This window comes from Paenibacillus sp. SRL342 (assembly GCF_984798905.1).
Genome location: NZ_OZ481790.1, coordinates 1,573,304 through 1,590,563, shown reverse-complemented (window position 1 = coordinate 1,590,563; position 17,260 = coordinate 1,573,304). Strand labels below are relative to the sequence as shown.

The 17,260-nt window shown below is 47.5% G+C and carries 14 protein-coding genes; 6 read left to right on the top strand and 8 right to left on the bottom strand.

The window, feature by feature from the left end; translation table 11 throughout:
- Nucleotides 1–35: 35 nt before the first annotated feature.
- The gene (locus AC4E8D_RS07035; protein WP_490205994.1) at nt 36–497 is read right to left on the bottom strand and encodes a SprT family protein; all 462 of its coding nucleotides are present in this window, start codon (nt 495–497) and stop codon (nt 36–38) included.
- A gap of 119 nt (nt 498–616) precedes the next feature.
- Here AC4E8D_RS07035 and AC4E8D_RS07030 point away from each other — a divergent pair, with 119 nt between their 5' ends.
- Both AC4E8D_RS07030 and cmpA read left to right on the top strand, forming a co-directional pair.
- On the top strand, nt 617–973 hold the full coding sequence (locus tag AC4E8D_RS07030; protein WP_017690032.1) for a hypothetical protein: 357 nt from the start codon (nt 617–619) through the stop codon (nt 971–973).
- A 184-nt stretch (nt 974–1,157) separates the two neighbouring features.
- Complete coding sequence (gene cmpA / locus AC4E8D_RS07025) at nt 1,158–1,301, top strand: cortex morphogenetic protein CmpA (RefSeq protein ID WP_017690033.1); 144 nt, start codon at nt 1,158–1,160, stop codon at nt 1,299–1,301.
- A gap of 180 nt (nt 1,302–1,481) precedes the next feature.
- Here cmpA and AC4E8D_RS07020 read toward each other — a convergent pair whose 3' ends face one another.
- From AC4E8D_RS07020 to AC4E8D_RS06990, 7 genes are all read right to left on the bottom strand, one after another.
- A complete protein-coding gene (locus AC4E8D_RS07020) occupies nt 1,482–3,704 on the bottom strand; it encodes a Tex family protein (RefSeq protein ID WP_490205993.1) in 2,223 nt (740 codons plus the stop codon).
- Nucleotides 3,705–4,197: 493 nt separating this feature from the next.
- Complete coding sequence (locus tag AC4E8D_RS07015; protein WP_490205992.1) at nt 4,198–6,387, bottom strand: alpha-galactosidase; 2,190 nt, start codon at nt 6,385–6,387, stop codon at nt 4,198–4,200.
- A 235-nt stretch (nt 6,388–6,622) separates the two neighbouring features.
- A complete protein-coding gene (locus tag AC4E8D_RS07010; protein ID WP_024630714.1) occupies nt 6,623–6,973 on the bottom strand; it encodes a type II toxin-antitoxin system PemK/MazF family toxin in 351 nt (116 codons plus the stop codon).
- Nucleotides 6,974–6,976: 3 nt separating this feature from the next.
- Complete coding sequence (locus AC4E8D_RS07005) at nt 6,977–7,258, bottom strand: CopG family ribbon-helix-helix protein (protein WP_017690037.1); 282 nt, start codon at nt 7,256–7,258, stop codon at nt 6,977–6,979.
- A 260-nt stretch (nt 7,259–7,518) separates the two neighbouring features.
- Nucleotides 7,519–8,706 (bottom strand): alanine racemase, encoded by a 1,188-nt coding sequence (gene alr / locus AC4E8D_RS07000; protein ID WP_405131614.1) that lies wholly within the window; start codon nt 8,704–8,706, stop codon nt 7,519–7,521.
- 394 nt (nt 8,707–9,100) lie between these two features.
- Complete coding sequence (locus tag AC4E8D_RS06995) at nt 9,101–10,300, bottom strand: DUF4367 domain-containing protein (protein WP_339307301.1); 1,200 nt, start codon at nt 10,298–10,300, stop codon at nt 9,101–9,103.
- 163 nt (nt 10,301–10,463) lie between these two features.
- Nucleotides 10,464–12,347: an ABC transporter substrate-binding protein gene (locus AC4E8D_RS06990; RefSeq protein WP_490205991.1), complete on the bottom strand. Its 1,884-nt coding sequence runs from the start codon at nt 12,345–12,347 to the stop codon at nt 10,464–10,466.
- Nucleotides 12,348–12,470: 123 nt separating this feature from the next.
- Between AC4E8D_RS06990 and AC4E8D_RS06985 the strand changes: the two genes are divergently transcribed.
- The 4 genes from AC4E8D_RS06985 (at nt 12,471) to AC4E8D_RS06970 (ending at nt 17,135) form a co-directional block, all read left to right on the top strand.
- Nucleotides 12,471–13,721 (top strand): MFS transporter, encoded by a 1,251-nt coding sequence (locus AC4E8D_RS06985; protein ID WP_490205990.1) that lies wholly within the window; start codon nt 12,471–12,473, stop codon nt 13,719–13,721.
- Between the two features lie 174 nt (nt 13,722–13,895).
- The gene (locus AC4E8D_RS06980; protein WP_017690042.1) at nt 13,896–14,105 is read left to right on the top strand and encodes a helix-turn-helix transcriptional regulator; all 210 of its coding nucleotides are present in this window, start codon (nt 13,896–13,898) and stop codon (nt 14,103–14,105) included.
- 1 nt (nt 14,106) lies between these two features.
- The gene (locus tag AC4E8D_RS06975) at nt 14,107–14,877 is read left to right on the top strand and encodes a DUF3169 family protein (RefSeq protein WP_490205989.1); all 771 of its coding nucleotides are present in this window, start codon (nt 14,107–14,109) and stop codon (nt 14,875–14,877) included.
- Between the two features lie 50 nt (nt 14,878–14,927).
- Entirely contained in the window at nt 14,928–17,135 is a 2,208-nt protein-coding gene (locus tag AC4E8D_RS06970) for a serine hydrolase domain-containing protein (RefSeq protein WP_490205988.1), read from the top strand.
- The last annotated feature ends 125 nt before the right edge of the window (nt 17,136–17,260 follow it).

Below are 17,260 nucleotides of genomic sequence, written 5' to 3'. Positions count from 1 at the left end.
ATCACTTTACTTACGCGTAGTGAACAATGCACACATCAGATATTCTGAAGGCCCAGCTTTCCCGTGCAACGACCACAACGGTAACGCTTCGGATCTATTTTCCGCTTGCGCAAATATTCCGTACCACAGCTCTTGCACACCAGCTTATAACGATATGGCAGCGGCTTTCTGCCTTTACCGTCAGGAAGTGATTGGCAGTAACGCGAGCCGCCTACCTTCTGCAATAAAGCCTTGAATTCCGGGTCACGATGCTGATAGCCGCGCCCACGAATATGCAGATGATAGTGACACAGCTCATGTTTGATGATTTTCTCAACCTCATCTCGCCCATAGGCTTCGAGTTGATGCGGATTGATCTCAATCCGGTGACTTTTGAGCATATAACGCCCACCTGTTGTGGTCAGGCGACTGTTAAACAACGCTTCATGGGTGAACGGCACTCCGAAATGATCCAGTGATACCTGTTCAATCCATTGTTGCAATTCCTCATTTTCCATCGGTATCCTCTCCTTGCACCCCCTCGGAGCATTTGTTTTTCCGGTATAATACTTGAATTTTAACCGTTTCGTAGGCTACACTGTCAAGTAGAATGTATGAGGGGAGATTATTACTCGTTATGCCTACAATGCGCTATGTCATCCTGCAGCAGGAACAACAATTGCAGTTCGTGGAAATGCCGGCAGATTACGCCTATCAACTCAGTGCGCTCAACCTGCGCCTGCACAAGGAAATTGATAAACTCACTGCAGCAGATGTCCCTGTCCTGCCTTGGGCGATCGCCGAATGTGACAGCCTCGATCTCCTAAACGAAAATCTTACTATCATCGGCGGCCTTGATTATATCAATGCGCTTGAAGAATCTTTTGCAGCACTACGTGAAAGCCATTATCCTTTGATTTCTCTACTTACCGAAATCCGGGCTCTCCAGGCCCAATTGGAACAGTGGTATGAAGAAGAGATGGAAGCTCTCTAATTCACCGCAGGTATCATTTTATAATGATGAGAACGAAAAGCACATCTCCCTGAATTGGGATTTGTGCTTTTTTTTGAGTCAACGAGACATTGATTTGCCGGAGGCCTCCACTTATCCCGCACAGTCCAGGCTATTGCCACATATGCTAACGTACAGATGAATTATGCAAGAGGAGGAGATACCCTTGCCTCAATGGCTTTGCAATCAACTGATGCGTGCATTTCACAAAAAGGATAGCCGGCAAATCAAGTTGCTGAACGAATGCTGGTTCTTTTATCGTAACAAACCAGCAAATGGCACACCACGCAGCGCGGAGAACGAACTTTAAGAGGTTGTTTATAAAAGTCTGCTTTGGATTACGAAAGATGGCCTTTTGAACACACACTTTAAGAAAATGCACATATTGCCCACCGTACTTACTAGAGGAATTAGAATGGACAACGGGACTATTACTGTCGACAACAAACAGCCTTCCTGGTTAGGGAAGGCTGTTCTCCAATCCTACTATTTAAGAAGACTGTTGCGCAGAAGCAGGCTTCTTCATCGTCAGGCCGACACGGCCTTTTTTGGTATCCACATTCATAACCCAGACCGTTACATTATCCCCGACAGATACAACATCCATCGGATGTTTAACATATCCGTTGCTGAGCTGTGAGATATGGACAAGCCCATCACTCTTGATCCCAATATCAACAAAGGCACCAAAATCAATAACGTTCCGAACCGTACCTTGCAACTCCATGCCTTCCACCAGATCCTCAATTTTCAATACATCTGTACGGAAGATTGGCAACGGCATTTCTTCACGCGGGTCACGACCCGGACGCTGCAAGCTGTCCAGAATGTCACGCAATGTAGGCACACCTACGTCCAGTTTCACGGCCAATTGTTCTGGCTGTTGCTCTGACAGTAATACCGACAATTCCTTGCTGCCCAGCTTGTCCAGTGCAACCTGAAGCTCCTTGAAGAGCTGATCCACCACCTTGTAAGACTCAGGGTGAATAGGTGTACGGTCCAGCGGGTTCTCACCCTCACCAATACGCATAAATCCTACGCACTGTTCATAGGTTTTGGCACCCAGACGTGGCACCTTCTGAAGCTGACGGCGGTTCGTAAACCGGCCATTCTCTTCACGGTACTTCACGATGTTTTTGGCAATCGTAGCGTTAACTCCGGCAACATATGACAGCAACGAAGGTGATGCCGTATTTACGTCCACACCCACATGGTTAACTGCGGATTCGACAACAGCCTTCAGGCTTTCTTCCAGAACCTTCTGGGAGACGTCATGCTGATATTGACCCACGCCAATGGCTTTTGGATCAATCTTAACCAACTCCGCCAGCGGGTCTTGTACCCGGCGAGCAATGGAAGCTGCACTGCGCTCCGCAACATCCAGATCCGGGAACTCTTCCTGGGCCAGCTTGGATGCAGAATATACACTCGCGCCTGCTTCGTTAACAATCAGATACACAAGACTTTCATCACCGTTCTCCTGAATGATCTCAGCAACAAACTGCTCCGTTTCACGTGATCCGGTACCATTACCAATGACGATCAGTCCGATATCATATTGCTTGATCATCCGATGGAATACTTCCGCAGCTTCACGTTTCTTGTTGTGTGGTGGCGTTGGGTAGGTCACAGCCACTTCCAGCAGTTTGCCCGTATCATCTACTACAGCCAGTTTACAACCGGTACGATAGGCCGGATCGACACCCAGCACACGTTTGCCATGAATAGGCGGTTGAAGCAACAGGTTACGCAGATTGGCCGAGAATACCGATATGGCCTGATTTTCACCTTTTTCCGTAAGTTCTCCACGAACTTCTCGCTCAATGGAAGGCGCAATAAGCCGTTTGTATGCATCTTCAATCACATCACGCAGGATATCCTGCACGGCAGAAGCACCACGAATGATCTGTCCTTCCATATGGCGATGGGCCGGTTCTGCCTGTACGTCCAGGCCGACTTTCAGAATACTCTCACGTTCACCGCGATTAATTGCGAGAATACGGTGTGGGGGCATCTTTTTGGCTAGTTCGCGGTAATCATAATAATTCTCGTACACGGACTCCTCTTGAGCATCCTTCGCTTCTGAAGTCAGCATCCCGTGATCCAAGGTGTACCGACGAATCCAGGCACGAATGGGAGCATCGTCTGCAATATTCTCCGCCAGAATGTCTTTGGCTCCCTGAAGCGCCGATTCTGCATCTTCTACACCCAGTTCAGCATTGATATATTTCGCAGCTTCCTGGAGTGCATCTCCTTGTTTCGGTTGACCCCAGATCCATACAGCAAGGGGCTCAAGACCTTTTTCCTTGGCCACACTGGCACGTGTTTTACGCTTCTGACGGTAAGGTCGATACAGATCTTCCACTTCCTGCAGCTTCACAGCCTGCGTAATGGATTGCTTCAGTTCTCCGGTCAGCTTGCCCTGTTCCTCTATAATACGGATGACTTCCAATTTGCGATCCTCAAGATTGCGCAGATAAACAATGCGTTCTTCAATCGATCGCAGCTGGTTCTCATCCAGCTCTCCAGTCATTTCTTTACGGTAGCGGGCGATAAATGGAATCGTATTGCCTTCGTCCAGAAGCTCCGACGTGGTACGGACCTGCTTCAAGGACAGTGACAGTTCCTTGGCTACCTGTTTGATGATTCGTTCATGGCGTTCTGCCTTTATTGTTTCTTCATTGGGTTCCAGAACCGTTTCCTGTTCAGACAAAATAAATCCCTCTTTCCTTCCTGAATCGTTCGTTACTATCATTTCAGGGCAGCTTTGCTGCTGTAATTACAGTATAGTTGAACCATTTGTTTCTTCCACTCTACCCTATATTATCACAGAATCACGTCCAGATTTCCATCAATCCGCAAGCATACAAGTTCTGACAGAATGATGTCATCCTCCAGCCTTCCCCAATACGTCAAAAAAAGACCGAAAAACGTCAACACGACGCTCCTCGGTCCTTCCTTAATTTAAAACTTTAAATACAATAGCAATCTAATAAGTGAAACTGCTCATTTACACGATAACGGAGAGGACAGAAAAAACCTGAAAAAGCGAAGCTACAAGCTTTCTGCAGAAAGCTACTTCGAAAGCATACGCTATCCCCGGATTTTCCCTTGAGAAAAGGGAATCGAAAAATCTGGGGATAACAGCGATTGGAAGGTTGTTCTGTCATCGTAGTATCCGTGTAAATAAAATGTAGTTCACTTATCTAGACGCGCTCGAACCGGAACATTTCGCTCAGATAGTCTCCTGATGCACTGCCTACCGAAATACCACCATACATGAGGGCATCGCCGGTAAAGGTCTCTGATCCGCCTTTCAGACGGTAATCCGCATTAGGGTCCAATCCTTTCAGCTTCAGGCGCTGAAGTGGCGCATTAGGCTCAGAGAGCACGCGGAAGTAGAATACAACAGCTTCGCTTCCATCCGGTGCAATAAACATCCACGCTGTCTCATTGCCTTCAAACGGACTGAGCAAACGACGGAATGTTCCATATTGAACCGTTCCACGAATCTCTTTGTACAGCTCAACCTGGGCTTTCACGATGTCGTTCTCTTCCTCCGTGAATTTTGTCAGGTCCAGCTCGTACCCGAAGTTGCCCGACATCGCAACATGTCCCCGAATCTCAAGCGAAGTTATCCGGTTGACCTGATGATTCGGTACCGCTGAGATATGCGATCCCATCGAACTTACCGGGTACACAAGACTCGTACCGTATTGAATCCGCAGGCGGGATATGGCATCCGTGTTATCACTTGTCCACGTCTGTGGCATGTAATACAACATACCTGGATCGAAGCGGCCACCACCACCTGAACAGCTCTCGAACAGAATGTTCGGGAACGCCGAAGTGATTCGTTCCATAACGTCATACAGCCCCAGCATGTAACGATGCGCAGTCTCACGCTGTCTGTTTGCCGGAAGCAATGCAGAACCCACTTCCGTCATATTCCGGTTCATGTCCCATTTCACATAAGTGATTGGTGCAGAACCAAGTACGTCTGTTAACATGCGCACAATCTCATCACGTACATCCTGACGAGAGAAGTCGAGTACCAATTGTTGACGCCCTTCTGTCCGGCGACGATCAGGCACATGCAGACACCAGTCCGGGTGCGCACGATACAGCTCACTGTCTGGTGAGATCATCTCAGGCTCAAACCACAATCCAAACTGCATATCCAGACCTGTTACGCGGTTAGCCAGATCATCCAGTCCCTGTGGCAATTTGTTTTTATCTACAATCCAGTCGCCCAGCGAGGAGTTGTCACTGTCCCGATGTCCAAACCAGCCATCATCCAAGACAAACAGCTCAATACCCAGCTTCTGTCCGGCGCGAGCGATCTGCTCAATCTTGTCTGCATTGAATCCAAAGTAGGTTGCTTCCCAGTTATTGACCAGAACCGGACGTTCCGCATTACGGAACTTACCACGCGCAAGACGCTCCCGATACAATTCGTGGTAGGACTGTGACATGCCGTCCAAACCTGCAGCCGAGTACACCATAACCGTCTCAGGTGTCTGGAACGTTTCTTGCGGCTCCAGCTTCCAGCTGAACTCGAACGGATTGATTCCGAGTGACACACGGGTGGTGTGGAACTGATCCACCTCAGCCTGTGCGGTGAAGCTACCACTATAGACGAGACTGAATCCATAAACTTCACCTTGGTCTTCATCCGTGCCTGGTGTCATCAGTGCAATAAAAGGATTCTGCTGGTGACTGCTTGAACCGCGACGGCTCTCAATCCCTTGCAGGCCTGACGCAAGCGGTCTGCGAACAATATCACGTTCCCGTGTCCATGCACCTGACAACTGCAACAATTCATAATCAGCATGCGGGAAATCAACAGATGAACTGAGCGCACGCGCCACATTCACTGAGGTAGCGCTCTCATTAACGATACGCATGGAGCGTGTAATTGCATTAAATGCCGTAAAGGCTGTATAGGAAAGCTCGATTTTGATGCCTGCAACGCGGTCTTCCAACTCAATAACCAGCGTCTCTGCTTCGTCATCGGATTCAACATAGGTTGCTGGCAGTCCGGTAAGCGCTGCCTTTCCTTTGATCAATCGATGACCTGTATAGGTAAACTCCGAAACGGTTGAGCCATTCTCAAGTTCCAATTGAATTGCAGGATTACGGAAATCACTCGTGCCATACACTGGCAATTCCACTGGCAACGTATCGAATGAGATCGTACGATCCTCTGGCACCGGGTTGGGGCTAAAGGACGCTCGTTCTGTCCGCACATGCAACCAGCTCAGATCGGTGTCGCGTAATTTTTTGCCATAATACAAATGCACCAAATATCCTGAGGGCAGTACCTGGAATACGTAACTGGCCTCGCGGGTCTGTAAATGAAACTGAAGTTTCTCTTGATTGATGTAAATGCTCATATGTCTCCTCCACCTCTATATATAGGTCTTTCGGGTAAACGGTTTCTCAGGTTTCATTATAGCGAAAAGATCGCCAATGTTCTACGCTTTCATTAAGCTTTAATCAAAAGAGCGCATAACAGCCCGAAGGATGTCATACGCTCTTTTGGTTACAGTCTGAATTCAGTGTGTTCCCTTACAGGAACATCCATTGCCAACGGACGGCAGGGCAGCGTGCAAGACGCTGGTTGCTGCCTTAAAAATCGATTAAACCAAGGCTGATCTGTAAGGCTTCGTTGACCAGTTTCATGGTCTCCTCGTCCAGATGGGTAATCTTGTCAGTCAACCTCTGTTTATCAATCGTCCGTATTTGTTCGAGCAAAATAACCGAGTCCCGGTCAAAGCCGTGTGCCGCAGCATCAATTTCCACATGCGTTGGCAGCTTTGCCTTCTGGATTTGGGCGGTGATAGCCGCCACAATACAAGTTGGACTGAACCGGTTGCCGATATCATTCTGGATCACCAGAACCGGCCTGACTCCACCTTGCTCGGAACCGACAACGGGAGAAAGATCCGCAAAAAAAACGTCACCACGTTTTACGATCAATGTCTACACCCCGCTAACTAAGCGGTCCAGAGTGCTGTCCGCATCTTCCTCCGCATGAAAGGCTTCGGATGCCATGGTCAGATTAATTTTAGCCATCTCCATGTATCCGCGCTGCATCGTTTCACGGATGTAACGTTTCTTACGCTCCGTCAAATACAGCTTCATAGCCTGCCTAATCAATTCGCTGCGGTTGGAATTCTCCAGCGCTACGATGCCATCCACTTCCTGCAAAAGATAATCAGGTAAACTGATCATGATCCGCTTGGTGTTCTGCAAGTTGGCCACCTTTCTTCCACCCCCACAAACCTTTCGCCATTGTGAACCAGTATTACGTTTTTCCAGAACTTTTATACAAAGGAATATATATGCCCCGAGTATATCAAGTATGCTGTACTCCATTATAAACACGGGGAACAATATTCGTACAGACCAAACATCTCAATTCAGGAATTAAATCCTTACTGTCATACATAATTCGAGATGCTCCGACAGTTTTCCTTCTGTTCTGAAAAAAAGTTTATTGGTAATGACGTCCAGTTTACCTATCAGGATGTCAAAAGTGGATTGATTCTGGCGACTACTGCTTCCCCGCGGGTATATACCCGTGGAATGCGGTGCGCCATCATGCAGATCACTTCATATGCAATCGTACCGAGTTGGGATGCCACCTCGTCTGCGGTTATTACGCCACCAGACTGATGACCGATAAGGACAACCTCTTCGCCGACTTGAATTTCTTCCGCCTCTTCCGCGAAAGATTGTAACGACACCATACACTGATCCATGCAGATCGTACCGACGACAGGGACGCGGCGGCCGCGTACAAGCACTTGTGCTTTACCTGTCAGCATTCTGGAGAATCCGTCTGCATATCCGATCGGCAGGGTCGCTATTCGTTCATACCCTTGCGTAAAATAACGGGTTCCGTAACTGATCCCCCAATGGGGTGGCAGTGTTTTGACCAGAACCGCTTTTGTCTTCAGCGTCAATACCGGGGACAACTTCACCACCTGATGATTCACCTCAGCCGAAGGATACAGTCCGTACAGGCTTATTCCCACACGTACCATATCATAGGACAATTCCGGTGTATCAATGGCAGCGGCGCTGTTCGCCGTATGTATAATCGGGATGGAACATCCCTGATCCCTGAGCGCATGAACCACGCTTTGGAACCGTCTATACTGCTCCAGTGTATAGGTTTTGTCTTCTTCATCTGCTCTGGCAAAATGGGTAAACATGCCTTCCAGCATCACCTGATTGAGCGAAGCTACTTCCTCAATGAAAGCCAATGCCTCATCGCCAGGCAACAGACCTAATCGGCCCATGCCGCTGTCGATTTTAATATGAACCTTCAGTTTGTTAGCGAATGTGCTCGCATCCAGATGTCGAATGGCGTCAAGCACTTCCTTGCTGTACAGTGTGACGGTCACATCATGTTGCCATGCAACAGCGATCCCTTCAGGCGGCGTATAACCCAATACCAGGATTGGAATCGTAATCCCATGTTGTCGCAGTTCCAGAGCTTCGTCAAGAAAAGCCACACTTAAGTAATCCACACCCACTCGTTCCAGTTCTCTAGCCGTCTCCACCGCTCCATGTCCATAGGCATTGGCCTTCACACAGGCGAGGAATTTCATGCCCTGAGGCAATGCCTCGCGGAAAGCTTCTACGTTAGTACACAAATGATCCAAATTGATCTCCGCTTGGGTCGGCCGATATTGTCCTTGCACGTTAAGTCACCTTCTCTAATCATCTTAATCCGGCTCACGTCAGACTCCATCGTAATGCTCCAGCATGTGACTGTCAAATGAACCGAAGTTTCGCATTCAAAAACAGATGTAAGGTGCGCCGTTTGAGGAACAAATGCGAACACAGAAGAAGACCGATAAGCGAGATTGGCAGGGCAAAATTCCATTTTCCACCCCGGCAAATTCTGCTTATATCGATTATTTACCCGGTTCCCTCTGCGTAGAAGCGCATTTTGCATTATTGGGTGTATCGAGTAAGAAAAACGGCGCCAGATGAATACCTGTCTTACATCAAAGCAAAGCACCGGAGAACAGGTCTCCGATGCTTCTTAGCATTCCTTATGTTTATGCTACTATTCGTTCACTTGTTCAAAAATCATTTGCCTGACTCTTCTTGCATCGATGTTGCAATACGTACCATTTCATTATCAGGCAGGTCGGCACTGGTGATTCGATATTCTATGCCATCTGTCGTCCATGTCAGTGTCTGCAGTGCATCTCCGCTGACCATGCCCAGTGTGAATCCCAGATCCAGTACACGGGATGGGGCAAGCGACACAGCTCGATCCTGTGGTCTGGCTTCGAATATCGTGTAATTATATGTTCCTTCATAACGAAGCATAACCGAATAGTCTCCCGCTTCTTCCAGAATCTGATCGTCCTTGAGCTGGACTCCTTCCGGCGCATACGTCGGCTGAATTACGCCAAAGCTGTCTGCACCTTCCGGCTCTGCAAGCGTTGGTTCTTCGCCTTCCTGACCAGTTGCAGCACCTTCTGTACCTTGCTGCTCTGTGTCACCACCTACACCGGTCTGTCCATCAGTGACAGCTCCGTCAGGTTCAGGCGCAGTCTGAGGATTGGCAGGTTCTTTGGTGCTGTCCTCACCTGTTTGCTCCGCAGGAGCCACACCAGAATCTGTTCCTGTTTGGCCGCCTTTTTCTGTAGCAGCAGTCATGTTACGTTGCATATCAAAGGCATCTTTTTCAAATTCAGTCCCGAATTTGAAGGAGTCGAATTTCACATCAACCACAACATTGGCATTGGAGTCGGATACTTCCACCTGTTTAGGTGCATAATCACTTTTGTTCAGCCAGATTTTCTGTCTGACAAGTGCGTGTGTATTATAATTGGCAGCTACATCAAAAACATAGCTTTCCTTCTCGTCCGCAAACTGACGGGTTGTATCCCCCGTAATGCTCCGAATCAATGTTTCATAGAGATATACCTGTCCCTGATTATCTGGCCAATTGCTCTGAAAACGGAAGCTTTTGTTCTGGCTGGGCGTCAGAACAAACACACCTTCATCGTTACGCAGTACAATCTGTGTTACATCCTTTTTGGCATTCGTTAACGCAATACGATAATAGGAAGGCTTCTGATGCCATACCTCGACCTTGTACTGCTGCGGCGTATCTCCGGTATGCAGCGTCATCACGCCTGCCCCCTGGTAACTTTCCATCTCTCCTACGACTTCGTTCAGATCTTTGACCACAGCTGCCGCATCCTTCTTCCCGCAGGCGGCAAGCAAGACCGATAAGACCAATACCATGGCAAGCATCCATGATATTCGGCGCATGACATCATCCCCTTTAGCACATGTTTTCACTTCAGGATTGTGCTTGCAGCAGAACCCCTACTTGATTAGTACATGTTATGAGGGACTTGTTCGATATATGCGGACTAGTTTGACAAGCAATCGGTGAAGTCCGTTAATACGGCATTGCTACGCTCGCATAGTCCTACCACAACGGAATATACACCGGATAACTCGTATCCTCTTCAGCGGCCCCAGGGCTTCTCTTCACCCACAATCTGCGCAGATCAGGCAGACCATACCCCGCAAGACGATAATCTCGCAACGAATCATGATGGGCGTGTTCTTCCTTGAAGCTGTATGTGGGCAGAAGCAACGCCTCCTGAATCAGTCGATCTTCTAGCCGAATCAATCTATTCAACCGCTCCACAGGTTCCTGGATCATGACCACTCGTCCACATTCCTGTTCCAGTTCATGTCTCCAGTGATCATTCATCGCAATCAGGAATAACGTGTTCTGGAAGGTGTACATCGTCACGAGACTCAGCACAACATGATCATTGAAGATTTCTCCTGTATAGATCAGATCACAATCCCCGAACCCATCTTGATAGACTGCATGGATCGGATCTCCCTGCATAATGTTGATATGTAGGCCAATCTGTTTACTTCTCTCTGCAAACCAGACCATATCTGCCTCCATCTTCTCACCTTCTTCCACCCATAGACTTAAACTCTGCCCTTGATAAGAGCTATGACGCAATAATGCTGAGGCCCGCGCCAGTGAGGTCTCCATGGAAAGTTCAGGTACATGTGTGACCGAACCCTCCGGTTGTTCCGATTGCTGTTTCCATGGCTCCCCTTGATCTGAACCCACCTTTAAAGGTTGCTGTACTCGTCCTCGAATCAGACTATAAGCAGCCTGCGTGTTCGTGCTTCCGAGCGCTTGCGACAACTCTTGCGCATTCAATAGCTGTTGAACAGCCCGGCGAAAATTCACATCATGCTGCGGCCCTTCCTTTTGCATATTAAACGTCATATACATGCCACCCTGCATCTCATGCTGCACGGCACGAGGCTCCGCATCCGGAAATATATTATGCTTGATGACGGACTCCACCCTCCCAGAATGGGGAAGTTGCCATATTTCAACGCGGTCAATATAGGCTCGCCCTCGGAAGTAGGAAGGGAAGACTTCCAACACAAGCAGCTTGGAATCATGCCGCATCAACCGATAAGGTCCTGTTCCAATCGGATGAAGCGGATTCATCTCCATATCTCTCGGCAAGATCGATGCAGACATACTACTCATCAGATCCGGGAACATGAAGTTTGGCTTGTTTAACACAAAACGTACAGTCAATTCGTCCAACGTCTCTATGCGCTCAATAGATCCAAACAGAGGCCTGCACGGGTTACTATTGTCAGAGATAATGCGATCAAAGGTAAACTTCACGTCCTCTGCATCCAATATTCTGCCATGATGAAATGGTATACCTTTGTGCAGATAAAAGGTCCATTCCCTCCCCTCCGAATGACTCTCCCATGCCACAGCCAGACTCGGTTCACAGACATGGTGTTCAGCATTATAGCGAACCAAACAATCAAAAACCTCCGCAACAATAAAAACTTCTCCCCACATGGCCGTCTGCGTGGGATCCAATGTCTTAAAAGGGATATTTCGTGGAATCCGCAATGTATCCATTCGCCCTCTGTCCCCTTTATTCGAACGCAGACCGAATTGATGCTGCATTTGCTGCATCAGATGTTCTCTCATCGTAATTGGCAAGGCGGCAGCCAGTTCATAGGCGTCCTCCATCCTGTTCCCATTCAGAAGATGGTCAAATCGTTCACGCGCCACTTCAAGCAACGGGACACAAAATACCAGCATCGATTTTTTGCCTCTTCCGCGCTGCGGGTTCCACCTGACCCATCCATTCTCCTTGAATTTGTTCATAATGAGGTTCATATTGCGCATGGTACAACATAATAGATCGGCCAGTTCACCTACTGTTGTATGTTCTTCTTGTTCATCATGCACATGTGGAAAGTTTAATCGCAGTTGAATGTAATGTTCTGATATGTCCATATATGCCCTACCTTCTGCTAAAATACGAAATCCATCCGGATGCTTCTACAGTTTTTCTTCAGGTTTTCCTCCATTATACTCAGTAACATCAACATGACCAGTGGGAAGGAAGAAAAACGACTTATGAAATACGCCGATCTGCACCCTAACATCAGGATACGTATCATTACTGATTTTTTCACCGATCTGACCCAGAAGTCCATCATTCCATTCATGGCGATCTATCTGAGTATTCAGATTGGCGCAGGTTTGGCGGGGTTATTGCTGACGGTCAATATTGTAGCTTCCATGATTGTGGGATTGTGGGCAGGATATTGGTCTGACCGGATTGGACGGAAGAAGTTAATGGTGATCGCACAAAGTCTCCAGGTCATGGCTCTACTCGGCTTGGCCATCGCCAATTCGCCGTGGATGGATTCAATCATTGTCACTTGTCTCATGTTTCTGCTCAGCAGTCTCAGTTCAGGGATCACCGTGCCGATTGCTAATGCCATGATTGTTGATGTAAGCAGTGAACATGAACGCCATTATGTATATGGATTGCAATATTGGACAACAAACGTTGCTGTAACTTTTGGTGCACTGATGGGCGGGCTATTTTTCGAATCATTTCGTTTCCTATTGTTCAGTCTGGTATGCCTTGAAAGCCTAGCTACCCTGTTTATTTTGATCTTTATGATTCGTGAAACAATGGATAAACGTGTACTTGGTTATGGCGATGCTCCCATCCAGAGGAACATACTGAAAACGTACTGGGCGGTCTTTCAGGACAAACGTTTCATGATATTTTTCACGGCTACTGTACTTGCAGTCTCCCTGGAATTTCAGTTGGATAAATACATTGCTGTTCGTCTAAAAAATGAATTCACCGCCCAACTGTTCGGCTCAGATATATCAGGTCTGCATATGTTCAGCCTGATCATGGTCATCAACACCGTACTGGTCGCCTTGGTTGCCATTCCATTCTCCAGATGGATAGGTCGCTTCCAGTCCCGATCTATCATGACTGTTGGTATGCTCCTCTATACCGCAGGTTTCACCGTACTTGCTTTCAGCAACTGGGCCTGGTTACTCATCTCATCCGCTATATTGCTAACCATTGGAGAGTTGATGTACGCCCCTGTTCGTCAGGTCATGCTCGCGGGTATGATTCCAGATTCGGACCGTGCTGCCTATATGGCTGCTGACGGGTTGAGTTACAACGTTGCTGCCCTCCTCGGCAGTCTCGGGTTAACCATTGGAGCCTTTCTGCCCTCCTATGCGATGGCTGGTCTGTATATCCTGATGGGGCTTGGAGCGCTCATCTTTTTCCGAATGTTACTTCGGAAGGCAGAGGAACAGAATCAACATCTGCCGTGTGCAGATGCATCTTGATTTCACTTTTCCGGCAACTTTTCCGACAATAAAATAATTATCCAAGAGAGCCCAACTGGCTCTCTTTTTCATGTCCATTATCAACGTTCAGAAGTAAATGATCTTTAACATTTTATATATTATAGTTTACATTTAGTCATATATCATGTACATTAGGTTCATGGAGGTGAGCAAGTGGAAGAATTACACAATCACGTTCGGGAGTTACGAGCCAGAGACCGGCTATCCCAAGCAGAACTGGCCAAACTCATTGGTGCATCCCGTCAAACCATTGCCCTGATAGAGCGTGGAGATTACTCTCCGTCGGTCGTTCTGGCACTAAAAATAGCACATGTATTTCGTGAACCTGTCGAAAAAATCTTTGAACTGAAAGGTGGAGATTAAAATGAAAAATTCATCATCCTCGTCCATCAAAAAGCGGTTGCGTCTTCCCTTGTATGCTGCAGGTGGCGCTGTAGTTGGTTTTCTTGGAGCTAGCGGAGTCAGTAAACTCCCTTCTGACTTGAACTGGACGCTGTCCGTGTACTATGACTATGATCTTTTATTCGCAATACTGGCGGCTCTTGTAGTAGTTATGACGGTGTGGAACATTTTCAGTCTCTCCCGCACGCCATTTGTCCCTCCCATGGAAGATGATGCTTATGGAGATTCCGATTCACTCATCTCTTCAGCAGAGCGTTCCCTCGGAAAAGCGATGATTCTCAGCGGATTCAGCGTTATTCTTACGTTTACCTGGGCAGCACTTGCCTTATCCTTGTATGCATCCAACCGAACCATGCCGAATTCTCCAGAACTGTTCAACCTCTTGAATCTCGTTGCTTCATGTATCTCTATTATCATCGTTGTGGTCGTGCAAACTCTGACTGTGAAGCGATACAACCATTATTATCCTGAGCGTACTCTGGATCTGAACTCGCGCAACATGAAGAAGGATCATTTTGAGAAGCTGGATGAAGGCGAGAAATGGATTGTCTATCGCGCAGCCTATCGTTCTTTTCAGATGATGAATGTACTTCTTGGTGTTGGAATGGTCTCTATGGTTCTATATTCGATGCTCTTTACCTTTGCTCCATTCCCGATTGTAGTGATTTCTGTGATCTGGATTGCCAACATTGGAATCTATTATCGTGAAACCTATCGGGCGAGTAATCAGTAATACATGGGTAGGTAACTATTTTGTAAATATTTTCATAAAGGAGTGTTTGCATGCATTTATCCAAACGAAAGACCCGTTTCAGGTTCACCTCCCTAACAGGAGCTTTTATGGCTGTGGTCCTGTCTCTCAGTCTGTCGGTACCCGCAGTCCAGGCGGAGACCGCGACTCCAGTAGCTGCTGAACAAGGAAAGACGAAAGCGCTGACAACCGAATCGGCTACAGCATTTCTGGATTCATTCTTCGATTCACCTGAGGCAAAGCCCCATTATGTTGGAGCCTCCGTTGTTGTTGTGAAGGATGGAAAAGTTCTGGCGGAAAAAGGATATGGCTTCTCTGATGTGGAGAGCAAAACAGCGATCGATCCGAAAAAAACTGCTTTCCGTGTAGCCTCTGTCTCCAAAACGTTTACATCAGCAGCTGTAATGCAGCTGGTAGAGCAAGGCAAGGTTGATCTGCAAGCTGACTTTCAGACCTATGTGAAAGGGCTCGAATTCGATAATCCTTTTGACAAACCTGTAACTGTGGAGAACCTGCTCACCCACACGACCGGATTCGAGATCCGTGATCCCCAGCAGGAAGACATCCATACTGATTTTGACAAGTACATAGCGATGGAGGATTACGCACAGCAACATATGCCTCCTGTCGTTCGAGAGCCTGGTAGCGCCTACATGTACGATAATTTCTCGTTCTTGCTGCTTGGCATGATTGTTGAAAATGTAAGCGGTGAGCCCTTTGAAACCTACATGCAACAACATATCTTCAAACCGCTAGGAATGGATAACAGCAGTTTCATGCTGGACAAAAAGTTCCAAAAGCAGCTGGCTACTGGCTATGATGCGGCACACAATCCGCTTGATCTGTACACCATCGCTCCAACACCTATGCCTCAAGGCGGCATGTTGTCTACCGCAGAAGACATTGGGAAGTTCATGATCGCTTTCCTGAATGATGGCGTGAAGGACAACGAGCGGATTCTCAAGGAATCCACGGTGAAAAGCATGGAACAGTACCGTTCTTCCATTCACCCACTGTTACCAAACACCACCTATGGATTCGAAGCTGCATTTCAGCTTCCCGGTGCAGGAAGTAGTCCAAAAGTTATTACAAAAGGAGGCGACCTGAACGGATTCAGCTCTTATCTCTTCCTTATTCCCGAGCAAAATACAGGCGTTTTCCTGACGTATAATCAAAATGGAGCACTTCGTAATCTGTTCTACCCGGCATTCATTCAGAATTTCTTCCCGGAATATGCAGAGCCTGTACAGTTCAAGGAATACACGCCGCAATCGGCAGCTGAGCTGCAACGCTTCACCGGATTGTACGCGGATCTTCGACTTAGCACGATTGTAAGTTCCTTGAAAGGTGGCGGGGATAAGCCAGGACAACTAAGTATTAACGATGTATTCCTGGGTCAACGCAACCTGATTCAATTGGAGGATAATCTCTTCAAAGATGAATTGACTGGTCAATTCACAGCATTCAAAGAATATGCAGATGGCACCACATACATGAAAGAACCTTACCTCAACCCTATGGGCTATGAGAAAAAAGGTCAAAAGCCTATGGGCTTCCGGGATGTTCGTGAGAACAGTCCTTATGCTGAAGCCATCTACGCCATACAATCTCTTGGATATTATGAGAATGATGGCAACAAGTCTTTCCAACCAAAAACAGGTGTGACACGAGCTGAATTTATTGAGAACACCCTTAAACTGAGTGGATTGAAGCCCAGCAAAACTACGCCTCCTGCTGGCACCGACTGGGCAGATCATGCAGCAGCCGGATATATTCAACTCGGATATGAGTTGGGTATGATTACTGGCACGGACGAACAGCAATTTAAGCCGGATCAAGTGATTATCCGACAGGAAGCCATGGTCATGATGTGGAGAATTATGCAACTACAATATCCTAGCGAACTGTTCAATGATGTGAAACTTGCGGGGCACACAGATGCATGGGCTATACCAGCCATTCAGATGATGGCGAAGCTTGGTATCCATGGACCCGAGGTGAAGGTAATGGAGGATGGTTCTGTTGATTTCCTTGCCCGCAAACCTCTGATTCGTCAGGAAGAGGCTGCGATCATGTATGCGCTGCTTACCCAACCAACAGATCAAATCGTCGCTGAACTGATGGCTGCTCAGCAGCCGCAAGCAGAACCTGCTGAAGAAGCCGAAGCTGCAGAGGAGGCATCTGAAACTGCACCGGTTCCAGTACCAGCACCGGTCACTTCTGCGACTTCTGCACAATAAAAATAAAACATCTTCATACCGATTAGAGTTATCATGCTTATGATGCAAAAAAACAGGCTTGTTCAGAAGGGGACTATCCTTCTTAAACAAGCCTGTTTCGTTCCTTTTCCTAACTTATTATAAAA